General features: G+C 63.7%; 8 protein-coding genes and 1 pseudogene. 2 read left to right on the top strand and 7 right to left on the bottom strand.

Features of this window, described 5'->3' with window-relative positions:
* The first annotated feature begins 117 nt into the window (after positions 1–117).
* Positions 118–603, top strand: coding sequence for a phasin family protein (locus JN280_RS20625; RefSeq protein ID WP_202304713.1), 486 nt, complete (start codon positions 118–120; stop codon positions 601–603).
* A gap of 120 nt (positions 604–723) precedes the next feature.
* Here the strand turns inward: JN280_RS20625 and JN280_RS20620 are convergent, their stop codons facing one another.
* The 7 genes and pseudogenes from JN280_RS20620 to JN280_RS20590 form a co-directional block, all read right to left on the bottom strand.
* A complete protein-coding gene (locus JN280_RS20620; RefSeq protein ID WP_202304712.1) occupies positions 724–1,218 on the bottom strand; it encodes an anthrone oxygenase family protein in 495 nt (164 codons plus the stop codon).
* Positions 1,219–1,347: 129 nt separating this feature from the next.
* Entirely contained in the window at positions 1,348–1,911 is a 564-nt protein-coding gene (locus JN280_RS20615; RefSeq protein ID WP_202304711.1) for a GNAT family N-acetyltransferase, read from the bottom strand.
* Positions 1,912–2,104: 193 nt separating this feature from the next.
* A complete protein-coding gene (locus JN280_RS20610) occupies positions 2,105–5,314 on the bottom strand; it encodes a bifunctional cytochrome P450/NADPH--P450 reductase (RefSeq protein ID WP_274609019.1) in 3,210 nt (1,069 codons plus the stop codon).
* Positions 5,315–5,423: 109 nt separating this feature from the next.
* Positions 5,424–5,675, bottom strand: a pseudogene (locus JN280_RS20605) (hypothetical protein); the annotation flags it as partial.
* A 553-nt stretch (positions 5,676–6,228) separates the two neighbouring features.
* Positions 6,229–6,843: a TetR family transcriptional regulator gene (locus JN280_RS20600; protein WP_202314926.1), complete on the bottom strand. Its 615-nt coding sequence runs from the start codon at positions 6,841–6,843 to the stop codon at positions 6,229–6,231.
* Between the two features lie 146 nt (positions 6,844–6,989).
* Positions 6,990–10,100 (bottom strand): efflux RND transporter permease subunit, encoded by a 3,111-nt coding sequence (locus JN280_RS20595; RefSeq protein ID WP_202304709.1) that lies wholly within the window; start codon positions 10,098–10,100, stop codon positions 6,990–6,992.
* On the bottom strand, positions 10,097–11,209 hold the full coding sequence (locus JN280_RS20590) for an efflux RND transporter periplasmic adaptor subunit (protein WP_202304708.1): 1,113 nt from the start codon (positions 11,207–11,209) through the stop codon (positions 10,097–10,099). Before JN280_RS20590 ends, JN280_RS20595 begins: the two co-directional genes overlap by 4 nt.
* Before the next feature lie 89 nt (positions 11,210–11,298).
* On the opposite strand from JN280_RS20590, the gene JN280_RS20585 reads away from it, so the two are divergent.
* Positions 11,299–11,904 carry a TetR/AcrR family transcriptional regulator gene (locus JN280_RS20585; RefSeq protein ID WP_202304706.1) on the top strand — a complete coding sequence of 202 codons (606 nt, stop codon included), beginning with the start codon at positions 11,299–11,301 and terminating at the stop codon, positions 11,902–11,904.
* Positions 11,905–12,100 lie beyond the last annotated feature (196 nt).

Raw genomic sequence — 12,100 nt, 5'->3', positions numbered from 1 at the left:
GGCGCAACAAGAATTTATGTTGCAATGCACAAAATCAGCCTCTATATGATCGCCATGCCCCGGGCCGAAGTCGGACGGGGTCCACCATGGCTCCCAACTGAGGATGGAGAAACCCCGATGACCAAGACCACTGCCAAGACCACTGCCGCCCCCGCTTCCGGCTATGTCGCCTCGATCCAGGACGCGATCGACAACGTCCAGTCGAAGCTCGAAATTCCTGCCGCCGCCCGCGATTTCGTGAAGCGCACCGCCTCTTCCGCCAAGGAGCGCGCGGAAAGCGTGCATTCGGGTGCGGCCAATGCGACCGACACCGCCGAGAAGTTCGCGACATCGATCGTCGGCGGCTATGCCAATCTGACCCGTGGCCTGCTCGACATGACGCTCGCCAATGTCCAGCACACGCTGACCACCGTCGAGAAGATCGCCGCTGCCAAGTCGGTCAACGAGGCCGTCCAGCTCCAGGCCGATTTCGTCCGCGAGAACGCCCGCGCCAATTTCGAGCGCATCCGGGGCGCCGCCGAGACCGCCCGCACCACGGTGACCGAAGGTGCGCAGGCCGTGCAGGCCGAGTTCTCGAAGTTCTACGGCAAGAAGGCCGCCTGACCGGCCCGGCATCACCGGCTCCAGTACAAGCGTACCTCAATGGCGCCGCGCAAGCGGCGCCTTTTTATTTCCGGCCGCATGCCGACTTTGCCGCATCGTCGAAAAAGGGTGCCAAAGGCTTCACCGCACAACGTAAGCGATCGCCAGCAACAAAAAGGCAAGCATGGCGAAAAAGGCCCGGGCCACATGCGAATATTCCCAACGATCACGCAGCTTCCGCCAATCCTGGGCGCTTTCCTCGTCGCGCGCGCCGAATGAGAAGAAGCCGACTCCGAACCTGCTGAGATCGCTGTCCTTCAGCCAGAAATTATTCACCGGATGCGTCAGAATCCAGTACAGCGCATGCATGACGAGCATGGCGAGGAACGCGCAGAATACCAGCCAGAAGCCCGGTGATCCTGCCCACAAGATGGTGAGTATGAAGGTCGCCGCCAATCCACCCGCTTCGCCCACCCCGCCGGCGACAGTGAAGCCCGGGTAATAGATCGGCTGCACGGCCAGATATTCCTCTTTCGCCAGGCGCAGCTTGCCCGGCAATTCCATCGCATGTGCAAGCACGCTCGCCAAGGCGACGGCAACCAGCAGGAGCGTCAGGACTTGAAAGGCCTCGAACATCGTCCTTCCCACGTGGACGGCGGCAGCGGCCAAACGAGGGTGCTCGGGGATTGGTTCCAAGCTTGCTTCAGGTCGAAAATTCAATCGGCGCGATCGGTCTATGACTTGATCATCTGGCCGACGAACACACTACGATGAGCCCGCCGGCTGAGCCGCGGCCTCCGCCGCAAGTTGCGTCCACAGCGGCAGATAATGCTGCTCGGCCGGAGCAAGCTCGATCACGCCGACCGTCTCGCCGGCGTCGAAGGACAGCTTCGCGTCGAAGCGACGAGCAAGTGCCTTCATCGCCTCGTTCTGCGGGTGGGTCGTGACCAAAAGCTTGGTGTAGCCGAGCGCGTGCGCATGGGCGATCAGCCGTGCGAACAGGCGGCCGCCAATGCCGCGGCGCTGCAATTCACGCTCGACGCTGAAGGCGATTTCGCCCGTCGGCGGCACCAGTCCGGGACGCTCGTGCAACTCGGCCGCGCCGAGAACCTTGTCGTCCTCGACATAGCCGATCACCGTCGTGCCGTCGTGGAAGCTGCGCGCCGCATAGCCTGAAACGAAACTGTCGTCGGTGAAGCCGTTGAATCGGTCGCGCCTGCTGACGGTGTCGAGCCGCAGCAAGTGATCCTGGAAGCGCTGAAGGTCCGAAGGCCTGAGTTGCCGGATGATCCCGTTGGGGGCAACGGCATGGTGCGCGCTCTGTTGCATCTGTCGTACTCCTCGTGGGTTCCTCCCCGAGTCTACGACTCTCGATGCCGCATATATTGTGCACCGCAACATCGATTGCAACGGTGTCGTAACGTCAGCCTTGTCAAGACGCCGAACCGATGCTGATGAGCAACATCCCGACACGACGCCTGCCGGGCGGCACGACGCTTTCGCCCGCCGCGCCGGTCCTCCGTCAGTTGCCCGCCCAGACATCGAGCACGTAGCGGCTCGTCCGGCTCATCTCGTCCGTCCAGGCGTCCGCCGCCTCGACGTCGACGTCCTTCTCCTCGGCATAGATGCGCGCCAGTGCGCGCTTCACATCCGGCTCCATGCGGCTCCCGTCGCCGCAGACATAGATATGGGCGCCGGCCTCGATCAGCCGCCACACGGTGGTCCGTTCCTTCCACAGCAGGTCCTGGACATAGGTCTTTTCGCCGGCGAGCCTCGAAAAGGCGACATGGAGGTCGGCGAGGCCCTGCGCGGCCATTGCCTCCAGTTCCCCGCGATAGAGGAAATCCTGGTCGGGGTGGCGGCAGCCGAAGAACAGCATGGCCGGCCCGAGCGTCGTGCCGGCGGCCTTCAACGCAGCCCTCTCCTGAAGGAAAGCGCGGAACGGCGCGAGCCCCGTTCCCGGCCCGATCATGATGACGGGCCTCGCCGGATCGTCCGGGAGGCGGAAGCCGGCCTTGGTTTCCTTGACGGTGGCATGGATGACGGCACCCTCGCCCTTGTCGACGAGATGGTTCGAACAGACGCCCTTGTAGATGCCGCTTCCGGACCGCGCCGGCCCCTCGACCACGCCGACGGTAATGGCGCAACGTCCTTGAGCCGCAGACGGCGACGACGAGATCGAATAATAGCGCGGCGCCATCAACGGCAGCATTTCGAGATAGAGCCCGAAGGGCAGTTCGCAGGCCGGGAACTCCTCGAGCAGGTCGAGGACGGATTTGCGTTTCACGAAGACCTCGCTCCGATAGGCTTCCGCCCCTTCGGCCGCGAGCGCCTGCAGCTTCGGTCTGGTCACCGGGCATCGCGTGTGCTCGGCCATCGTCTCGACCTGTTTGCGGGTGGCGACATGCTGCAGCTCGACATAGTCCGACAGGATGCGGCGCAGCGGCACCGGCCCGTCGGCCGGAAACGGCGCATGCCGCCCGCCCGTGGTAGCCAGGCGAATCTGCGTATCAGGGCCAAAGCCGAAACGCCGCTCGACCCGCTCGACGAGTTCCCGAGCGTTGACGGGAACCACGCAGAGATGATCGCCCGGGCGGTAGATCATCCCCTCGGGCAGCGCCACTTCGATGTGGCGCGTCGAACGGCCCGACGCCGCGCTGTCCTGCAGTTCGCGATTGGCGAGCACGGTCATCTCCCGGGCGCCCGCCTGTCCGACGGCCGGATTGACGGGAGCGCCTTGCACGATCTCCACCTGATAGAGCGGTTCGGCCTTGGTCTGTTCGGAAAAGTCGACGTCCAGTTCCAGGGCTTTGCCAAGCCGTGGCCATAAATCCTTGAACCAGGATTGGAAATGGCCGTCGAGATCCTCGCGGGCGTCGGCCTCGCCGCGCGGTATCACCCGGCGGCCGCCGAGCGCCTCCAGCCTTTCGTCGATGAAGCGCGGCGTGGCCTGGAAGGTCGAGGCCCAGTCGCGGTTGCCGCAGCCGAAGACCAGGTAGTTCACGCCAGCGGCAGCACCGGGCCCGGCTTCGTCGAGCCATTTCACGAAAAGCGTCGCATTGTCGGGCGGCGCACCGTTGTAGGAGGCGCTGGCGATGATCACGGCGCCCTCTTTCGGCAAGGCCCCGACGTGGGAATCGAGATCGGCAAAGGTGGTGTCGAAACCGTTGAGCTCGGCCGATTGCGCGACCGTACGGGCCAGTTCCTCCGTGGTGCCCAGATTGGAGCCGAACAGGATCGTCGCCCTGGTGCCATGGCTCGGCCGCTTTGCGCTCACGACCTGAGCCTGCTTGTCGCCCTGGTCGGCAAGTACTGCCCCCGGCACGAAGGCACTGTGTGTGCGGCCCGGCCTCGGCTTCACCTTGATGCGGAAGCCGTCCGGCTTGATCGACAGCGACTCCTTGATCTTGAGCTGGTATTTCAGATGGTCGAAGAGCTGGAAGCGCTGCAGGATCATGCCGAGCACCAGCGTCGCCTCCTGCATGGCGAACTGGCGGCCGATGCAGGCGCGCTGGCCGTTTCCCCACGGCTTGAAGGCATGCGCCGGACGCGCCGCCTCGGCCTCCCGCGAGAAATTATCGGGGTTGAACTTCTCCGGCTCCGGGCCCCAGACGGACGGATCGCGGTGCAGCATCAGAGTGAGCAACGTGACGAACGTGCCCTTCCTCAGGCTGTAGCGGCCCCCGATCACCTCGTTCTCATAGGGGTAGAGGCCGATCGCCGGCGCGGTCGGCCAGAGCCGCAGCGCCTCGTTCAGGATCTGCTGCACATAGGTGAGTTGGTTGACCTGCTGGAACGTCGGCATGGCCGCCAGATCGCTGCCGAGCACGCGGTCGGCCTCCTCATAGGCCCTGGCCAGCACGTCGGGATTGTTGACCAGGAAATAGAGCGTGAAGGACAGGAGGCCGGAGGTCGTCTCGTGCCCTGCGATCAGGAAGGTGATGATCTGGTAGCGGATATTCTCGTCGGACAAGCTCTCGCCGGTCTGCTTGTCGACGCCTGCCAGCATGAAGTTGAGAAGGTCTTTCTGCGCCTGGTCGCCGCCGCCGCGCCGCCGCTCGCGGATGATGTCGTCGACGAGCTTGCTCATGAAGGAGACGTCTTCCCTGAGCTGCCTGAGCCGCCGCTTCAGCACGACCTTCTCGAAAGGCAGGCCCCGCTGAACCATGCAGGTTTCCAGCGTGCGGGTGAGCGCGTCGATGAAGGGATGGTAGTCGCGCCGGTAGAAGGAATTGAAGCGGTAGTCGAAGCCGCAGACCCCGATCGTATCCAGCGCCAGCGCCGTCATGTCGTGGACCACGTCGATCTCGTCGTCGGCGTTGAGCCGCTCCCATTTCAGGCAAAGCTGGCCGGCAATATCCTGCATCAGCGGCAGGTATCCGGCCATCGCCCGCTGCGCGAAGGTCGGCAACAGGATGTTGTGCGCCTTGCTCCAGTTCGGCTCCGCCGTGTCGCTCGTGAACAGCCCGTCGCCGGCCGCGGCGCGGATGCGGCGCAGCGAGCCGCGCACGGCCTTGTCGAACCGCTTCTCGTCGCAGATCTCCTCGACCAGCGACGCGCCCGACACCACGACAAGTGGCGTGCCCATCATGTTCAGCTTGAAGATCGGACCATGCTCGCGGGTGAGCTGCATCAGGCTCTGCAGCGGCGTATCGCTGTCGACCGTCAGCATGTTGCCGACGACGGGCCTGCCGGGCGGATTGGGAATCGGATGAAGCAGGTCCTGCGCCAAGCTCTTGTTTCCCCTTATTGCCGGACGAGCCGGGTGTTTTCCCGCATTTAATCGCAGGTTGAGAGAGGAACGCAAGCAACGCGACGCACGGCTGGCAGATGCCGTACGGTCAGAACTCGAAGCGGGGCGAGGAACGGCTGAGCACGCCGAAGACCGGACTGCACGGCCAAGCGGCGTCGAGCTCGGCCGCAAGCGCCGTCATGAGTGCAGGAACATCCGCCGGAGCTTCGACATGCATGGCCTCGGCCACGATCAGGACCGACGTCGCGCCGTCACGCACGGCCGAATGACCGCTCTGGCGGTTGGTCCAGCGCCGTGCATGCGCCCTGCCGGCTTCATCCGCGAAAATGACCTCGCCCGGCTAATCTCCTGGCCCATACCTCGCCGGTCGGATGGGAACATATCGCCTTCTGCCGACTGGGGTCGGCCGAGCCGCTTAACGCCAGTTATTCGACCCTTGCCGGCTGTCGGAAGGTAGGGCCGCAAGGTCCGCATCCGGCTGGTCAGCGGGCATTGCACGAAATGGGGCGTGGGCAAGCCTTTGGAGCTCTGTCTCGGACGAGGTAGGGCTTGCCATCTCTTCCGGCATATAGCTATCCCTATTCAGCCAGCGCCGCGTACAACGTTTGCGCGGTGGCGTTGAAGATGAGTTGGCCTTCGACGCGAACCTTGAGTTCGCGCGCGCCCTTCTCGCACTCCCAGTATATTGGCCGTCATACCGAGGTCAGGGGCACAAGGGTCAAGCGGTAAGTCAGGCAATCCAGCGGGCGAGAACTTGAACCGTTTCCCCCGCGAACAAAGCCATGTTCGGCAGCCGTTGCTGTTCGCATTTCCCGTTCCTCCGTCGAGTCCTCGTGGATGTCATCAGCAGTCGGCTTGATCCGGAACCACAGTGCCTGCGTACGACAGGCCGGCTAGTTCGACTTGCCGAGAGCTTTCAGGATAAAGCGAATCTGCTCGCGCAGGCCTGCTTCGGTGTCTTCGCCGTGTTGTACGCAGTGCTCGATCAGAATCGGATGGAGGAACGGCACGAACGCGGTCTTGACCGCACGCGCCGCTTCCGCGGGATCTTCGACCTCGAACTCGCTCGCTTCGATGCCCTCGCGGATGATCGCCTCGAAGATCGTTACCATCCGCTCGATATGCGCCTTGATGATCGCCCAGTTCTCCTGCATGGCGGCAACAACCAGGTCGTGCATGCGCTTTTCCTTGACCAATATCATCTTGTTGCGGTCGTGGACGGCGGTCAGGAGCCGGTCGAGTTTCTCCGAGGCTGATACATTCGTGTGCGTGATCGCAAAGGCGATCTCAGCGACCTCGTTAACGATTCGCCAGCAGATGGCCCCGTTGATCGTGTCCCGGGAGGGAAAGAAACGGTAGACATTTGCCGTGCTCATGCCGAGTTCGGAGGCGATGTCGGCCACCGACGTCTTATGGTGGCCGACACGGCGAAAGTGCTCCTCCGCCACCTCCAGGATACGTGCGCGCACCTCGTCGGGATCAGTTCGCGTTCGGACCGGACGATTCATGAATGTCTCCAGATCTGATGAATCGGATCTGCCTGGCTCGCCCCGGGCGATCACATGCAAACGGTAAGGTCGTGCGGCTGGCCCCCCGTATGTTCACGCAAAGCCAGCGGGCGAGAACTTGACCCGTCTCCTCCGACAACAGAGCCCTATTCAGCAGCCATTGCTAATCGCAGTTCCGGTTCCTCCGTCGAAGCCTCATGGATCTCATCAGCAGTCGGCTTGATCCGGAACCACGCGGCATAGAGCGCGGGAAGGAAGAGCAGGATCAGCACGGTTCCGACCGCCGTGCCGCCGATCAGCGTATAGGCCATCGATCCCCAGAAGACGGAGTGTGTGAGGGGGATGAAGGCCAGCACGGCGGCAAGCGCGGTGAGTACCACGGGTCGTGCGCGTTGCACCGTGGCCTCGATGACGGCGTGATAGTCGTCGAGGCCGGCGGCACGGTTCTCGTTGATCTGCTCGGTCAGGATCAGCGTGTTGCGCATCAGGATACCGGCCAGTCCGATCAGCCCCAGAATGGCGTTGAAACCGAAGGGCTGGTTGAAGGCGATGAGCGTCGGCACGACGCCGATGAGGCCAAGCGGCGCCGTCAGCAAGACCATGGTCATCGTCGAGAAGGATCGCACCTGCAGCATGATGACGATCAGCGTGGCGGCGATCATGAGCGGGAAGACCTTGCCCAGAGCAGTATTGGCCTTTTCGGCCTCCTCGATCGATCCGCCCAGTTCGATGCGATAGCCGGCTGGCAGCGATGCGATCAGCGGCTGAAGGGCCGTCATGATCTCCTTGGAGACCTCCGGAGGCTGAGTCGCCTCATTGATATCCGAGCGGATCGTGATGACGGGCGTGCGATCGCGGCGCTTCAGGATCGGCTCTTCCAGACGGATTTCCGCATGGCCGATCTGGTCGAGCGGAACCTGCCGGCCGTTCCGACTCATCAGTGAGAAATCCGCCAGACGCGCCGGATCCAGCCGCTCAGCCCCGGCGCTACGCGCCACGACGGGGACATTGCGGATGTCCTCGCGGACCTGCGTGACAGGGATGCCGGTGAGCAGGAACTGGAGTTGCTGGGCCACCTCCGCCGGCGAGAGGCCGATGAGGTTCAACCGGTCCTGGTCCGGGACGAAGCGGAGCACGGGCGTGCGATTGCCCCAATCGCGGTTGGCCTGCCGTACGTCCGGGACGCTGCGCATAATGTCGAGGGCCTCCTCGGAAATCCTGTACAATTGCGCGGGATCGGGTCCCGTGACCCGAAACTCGACCGGGAACGGCGTGTAGGGGCCGAACACAAGCTGGGTGGCGCGCACATCGGCCTCGGGGGCCAACCCCCGTGACACCGCCTCCCGAAGCCGGTGCTTCAACGCCTCGCGCGCCTCCGCGTCCGGTGTCAGCACGACGATCTTGGCGAAGGCGGAATCGGGCAGTTCCGGCGCCATCGCGAAGAAGAAGCGGGGCGCGCCCTGGCCGACATAGCTCGTGACGATCTCGGCCTCGGGCTGCTCGTCGAGCCAGTGTTCGAGCTTCTCGACCGTGGCCGTCGTCGTCTCGATGCTGGTGCCTTCCGGCAGGCGAACCTCCACCAGCACTTCGGGGCGGTCGGATGTCGGGAAGAACTGCTGCTTGACGGCGCCCATACCGATGACGGAAAGCGCGAAAGCGATGCCGACGATACCGCTGGTTACGAACTTGTGGTGCACGGCGAAGGCGATGAGCCGTCTGAGGCGCCGATAGTTCGGTGTGTCGTAGATCGCGTGGTGGCCGCCTTCGACCGGTTTGATCTCGGGCAGCATCTTGACGCCGAGATAGGGCGTGAAGATCACCGCGACGACCCAGGAGACGATGAGGGCGAACCCAACGATCCAGAAGATGTTGCCGGCATACTCACCGGCCGTCGAGCGCGCGAAGCCAACCGGCAGGAAGCCGGCGATCGTCACCAGCGTTCCCGAAAGCATCGGCGCCGCGGTGTGGCTCCACGCATAGGCCGCCGCCTTGATGCGGTCCATGCCCTCTTCCATCTTCACCACCATCACCTCGATGGCGATGATGGCGTCGTCCACGAGAAGGCCGAGCGCCAGGATGAGGGCGCCGAGCGTGATGCGGTCGAAGAACCGGTCGGTTTGCAGCATGATGAGGAAGACGAACGCAAGCGTCAGGGGAACGGCGGCCGCGACGACGATGCCGACGCGCCAACCCATGCTGATCAGGGCGATCAGCAGCACCACGCCGAGCGCCATGGCGAACTTCATCATGAACTCGTCGACCGCATGCGTGATGTTGACGGCCTGATCGGTCACCTTGTCGAGCGTCATCCCGAGCGGCAGCGTCTCACCGATGGCCGCGGTCCTTTCCTCCAGCGCCTTGCCGAGCGCGAGACCGTCCCAGCCCTCCTGCATGACCGCGGCAAGCATGATGGTGGGCTCACCCTGGCGCCGGATGAGATAGGTGGGGGGATCCTCGTAGCCGCGACGGACCTCGGCGATGTCGGAGAGCTTCAGCGTCCTCCCCTGAGCGACAATCGGCGTGTCGGCGATCGCCTGGACGCTGTCATAAGCGCCGTCGACCCGGATGAAGACCTGCGGTCCCTTCGTGTCGATGGAGCCCGCCGGCGTGACGGTGTTCTGCCGCTGCAGGGCGGCAACGATATCCAGTGCCGACACGCCCAGCGTTGCCAGCCTGGCATAGGAAAACTCGACGAAGATCTGCTCGGGACGCTCGCCGAGGATGTTGATCTTCTTGACGCCGGGCACGTGCAGCAGGTCCTGGCGGATCACCTCGGCCTGCCTGGCCAGTTCGCGCATCGGCATGCCCTTGGCCTTGAGGGCGTAGAGGGCGAAGCTCACATCCGAATATTCGTCGTTGACGAAGGGGCCGTAGACGCCGGACGGCAGGTTGCGGGCTTCGTCTCCGAGCTTCTTGCGGGCCTGGTAGAACTCCTCCTCAACGGCGGATGGCGGCGTGTCGTCCCTCAGCGTAACCGTCATATATGCGTAGCCCGGCCGTGTGGTCGTCTCCACCCGGTCGTACCAGGTCAGTTCCTGAAGCCGCTTTTCCAGCGGTTCGGCGACGAGGTCCTGCATCTCGCGCGCGGTCGCGCCCGGCCACGCCGTCGTGACGGTCAGGGTCTTGATGGTGAAGTTGGGATCCTCCGCCCGCCCGAGCATGACGAAGGCGTAGGCGCCGGCGGCCACCAGCAGGAGGATGAAGAACAAGGTGACGGCGCGTTCGCGAACGGCGATCGCGGAAAGATTGAGGTTCATAAGCTGCCTCCGCTTTCAGACGCAGTCCTGACGCGAGCGCCCTCCTGCAGGAGATGAGCGCCGAGCGAAACAATCGGATCACCAGAGCTTAGTCCGGAGATCACTGCGGTTTCGCTGGTCACACGAACAAGCTTGACGGGCCGAAAGTGTACGGTCGAGGCGGCGCTGTCCAAAATCCAGACGCCAGTCTTCTTGCCATCATCGAGCACGGCTCCCAGCGGCACCTGGACTTCCGGCTGACCAGCCTGGCTTGCAAGCCGAATGGTTACCGTTGCGCCGAGTGGTGCTGCCGCGGCCTCACCGTCGAGCACATAGCGGGCCTCATAGGTACGGGTCTGGGCATCGGCGGAATCCGATAACTGCCGAAGATGCGCCGTATAGCGACGCCCATCGCCGCCATATACGCTGGCCTCGGCCACCGAGCCGATCGCCGGGCGGATCGTTTCGGGAAGCGCGACCACCGCTTCGCGGGAGCCGGTCTGGGCAAGCCGGACCACTGTCTGGCCGGCAGAGACGACCTGCCCCGGCTCGCCAAGCGTTTCGATCACCGTTCCGTCTGCGTCCGCCACCAGGACCGCGTAGGTCGCCTCATTCTCGGCGACCCGTGCCTCGGCGTCGAAAGCGGCGAGTTGCGCCTTGGCCGTATCCAACGCAGCCTTCGCCTGCTCGTAGCGCTGTCGGGGGACCCATCCATCTTTGAGCAAACTGGCGTATCGCCGTTCATCCGGTTCTGCCTGAGCGACCATTGCACGCGCTGCGGCAACTGCATTGCGCTTCGCTGTTAGCGCAAGGCGAAGGTCGGCGTCGTCGATCCGCATCAGCGGCTGACCGGCTTTGACCTGCTGACCGGCATTCACAAGCCGTTCCACGATCTTGCCGGGGACGCGAAAACCGAGATCGCTCTGCACCCTGGCGCCTATGATGCCCGTGAAGCCGCGTTCGGCCCTGGTCACCCGCGCTGGCGTTACCAGTCTGACGATCGGCGGCTGCTGCCTCGGGTCGCTCGCAGCGGAGGCTCCCTGGGTGGGAATGGCAAGTGTGACGAACGCTGCCGTCCCGGACACCGCGGCCAGGATGCTGGCTAAAACCACTAGATTCCTCTTTTTCATGCCCGTCGCCTCGCATCAAAAATAGATTGCACTCGAACTCTATACCCGATATAGAAGGTGAGCGCAATCTAAAAAAAAGGAGATCGACGATGCGCGTGAGTCGCATTCAGGCCGCGGAGAACCGTGAAACCGTAATCAATGTGGCAAGCCGCCTTTTTCGGGAGCACGGCTTTGACGGCATCGGCCTCAAGGATCTGATGAAGGGTGCCGGGCTGACCCAAGGCGCCTTTTACAAGCAGTTCGCGTCAAAGGAGGACTTGGCGGCACAAGCGTCCAGGCGGGCGATGGAGAGCGCCACCCACCGATGGTCGGTCGCCGCCGCTGCCAACCCGCAGAACCCGCTCGGTGCGGTGATCGCGTTCTACCTCAGCATGGGGCATCGCGCAGAAAGGATGGATGGCTGCCCGGTCGTGGCGCTCGGCTCGGATGCTGCCAGACAGAGCGTTGACGTGAAGGCGTCGTTCGAAGCTGGGATCAGGGAATACCTCGAGATGCTCGACAGCTGGGTCGGCGAGGCCGACGGCAAGAAGCCCGGCGGCAAAGCCATGGCCATTCTCTCGACTATGGTCGGTGCGGTCGTCCTCTCTCGGGCCGTCAACGACGAGCGGCTGTCGAAGCAGTTCCTACGAGCGGCCGCCGAGAGTGTGCTGACGGAGTCGTCTGCGAACAAGGCGCAGCGAGGACCGCGCCAATGACGATGTCGCCGGCCGGATCGCGCACGCGCGGCAACAGAGGACACCCTTTCAGATGATTGTTTCGAAATTGCAGCGGTTGTCTTCACAGACGACTTGGCGCCGTTGGCTAGAGAAACTTCGGCAATTTGAGGAGGCCATGGACATGACCGAACTCGAATTCCTTGAAAGGCGGGTCAGGAGTCTCGAAGCGCAAGTC

The organism is Mesorhizobium sp. L-8-10, from assembly GCF_016756635.1.
Lineage (GTDB): Bacteria > Pseudomonadota > Alphaproteobacteria > Rhizobiales > Rhizobiaceae.
This window is presented reverse-complemented; position numbering and strand designations above follow the sequence as displayed.